Source organism: Streptomyces adustus (genome assembly GCF_009377175.1).
In the GTDB taxonomy this organism is placed as follows: Bacteria; Actinomycetota; Actinomycetes; order Streptomycetales; family Streptomycetaceae; genus Streptomyces; species Streptomyces adustus.
In genome coordinates this window covers 1-2,193 of sequence record NZ_VJZD01000508.1, presented here as the reverse complement: position 1 = coordinate 2,193, position 2,193 = coordinate 1, and the positions used below count along the sequence as shown (strand labels likewise).

1 protein-coding gene is annotated in these 2,193 nt (G+C 76.2%); it reads left to right on the top strand.

Annotated features, from left to right (window positions below):
• Positions 1-2,010: helix-turn-helix domain-containing protein (locus FNH09_RS46160; protein WP_152895840.1), on the top strand; the 2,010-nt coding region annotated here is incomplete at its 5' end.
• Positions 2,011-2,193: the final 183 nt, after the last annotated feature.

Here is a 2,193-nt window from a genome sequence, read left to right as displayed (position 1 = left end):
GTCCTGCACCGGCTCGGCATGCTCTCCGACGACGTCCGCCGCACCCTGCTGGTGGCCAGCGCCGGCGCCCGCCCCACCCTGTCCCTGCTGCTGGCCGCCGGCCGGGAGAACGCCGAGGCGGAGACCGCCCAGGCCGCCCGGCTCGGCCTGCTGACGACGGAACAGGAGGGCCCGGCCGTACGGTTCGCGCATCCGCTGATCTCCGCCGCGCTGTACGCGGAGGCGCCCGCGCAGGACCGCCGGGCCGCGCACGCGGCGCTGTCCACCGCGGCGTCCGACCCGATCGAACGGGCCCGGCACCTGGCCCTGGCGACCACCGGCACCGACCCGGACGTGGCCGCCCGGCTGGCCGGCGCCGCCGCGCTGGCCCGGGACCGCGGCGCCCCGTCGGTCGCCGCGTCCCTCGGGCTGCTCGCCGCCCGCCACACCCCGGTGGGCGCCACCCCCGGCCCCGACGACCGGCGGTTGCAGGCGGCCGAGGACGCGATCACCGCCGGTGAGGTGGAGCTCGCCCGGGACATCGCGCACGAGGTGCTGACCCGGGCCACCGTGCCCGCCGAACGGGTGCGGGCCTGGATGGTCGTCATCGAGTCGGCCGGGCAGGCCCTCGGCGAGGTCGACGCCGTCTTCCCGCAGGTGCTGGTCGACGCGGGCGAGGACCCCAAGCTGCTCGCCCTGGTCCACTACCAGCTCGCCTGGCGCGGCCTGGTCGTCGAGGGCGACTTCTCCGAGGCCCGCACCGAGGCCGCGCACGCGGCGGAGCTCGCCGCGACCGCCGGCGACCGGCGCACCGAGCTCATGGCACTGTCCTTCCAGGCCTCGACCGAGACGCTGATGGGCCACCCGAACGCCCCCACGACCATCAAGCGGGCGCTCAAGGAGCCCCAGGACCCGTATGTGGCCTGCCACCACAACGGCGCCGGCGCGGCCCGGTTCCGCTGGCTGCTGATGAGCGACCAACTGCCCGAGGCGCGCAGCACCATCACCGCGCTGCTGCGCGAGGTGCAGCGGCGCGGCATGGTCGAGAGCGAGGTGCACTTCCAGCGCTTCCTGGCCGAGACCGAGCTGCGCTCCGGCCACTGCGGACGGGCCCTGGACCTGGCCCGCGAGAGCCTGCGGCTGGCCCGCGACTCCGGGATCGGGCTCGGCGCCTCGGCGATGCTCGCCTCCCTCGCGGAGGCCTCCGGCGGTGACGTGGACCGGGCGCTGGAACTGGCCGGGGAGGCGGCGGAACGGGCCGAGGAGGACGGCGACCAGATGTACCTCTCCCGGGCCCTGGCCGCGTGCGGGTACGCCCAGCTGGTGGCCGGGGACGCGGCGGGCACGGTCCGTTCGCTGCGCCGGGTGCGCGAGCTGGAGGCCGGGCTCGGCATCACCGACCCGGCGCGCGGCCGCTGGCAGAGCGACCTCGCCGAGGCCCTCGTACGGATCGGGGAGCCGGGCGAGGCGCAGGAGCTGATCGACGTCTCACGCGCGCACGCGCTGCGGCTGGGCCGGGAGAGCGTGCTGGCCGTACTGGACCGCTCCGAGGCGCTGGTCCGGGCGGCCCGCGGCGACCAGGAGGCCGCGCTCTCCCAGCTGACGTCCGTTCAGGACCGGCTCGCCAAGCTGGGGTACGGCCTGGAGGAGGCGCGGGCCGCGTTCGCGCTGGCCCGGCTGCGCACCCGCAGGCCGGGGCCGACGTCGTACGACGAGGCCGCCCGGCTGTTCCGGCGCTGCCGCGCGCTGCCGTGGCTGCGGCAGGTGGACGCGGCGGCCGCCGCGGAGCCGGAGGACGAGGCCGTCGACGCCCCGCGGGACCCCGCGCTCGACGCGCTGGAGGGCCTCGCCGCGATGGAGCGTCAGGTCGCCGCGCTGGTCATGGAGGGCGCCACCAACCGGGAGATCGCCGCCCGGCTCTACATCAGCGTCAAGACGGTCGAGGCGACGCTGACCCGGGTCTACCGCAAGCTGGGGATCCGCTCGCGGGTGGACATCGTCCGGCTGGCGGCGGGGCGCCGCGCGAAGTGAGCACCGCGCGGGTTTACTGCACTGACGGGTTTGCCCAGGGGTCACCGAGGGTTTTCCCTGCCCAACTCCCTTAGGGGGTTCCCTCATTGGGAGGCGGCTGCGTCGGGTCCTAGTTTTTGGGGTGTGCCGCACGCCCAGGCACACGGGGGTCGGTCCCGCGACCCCCGTGCACCCTGTCTCTTA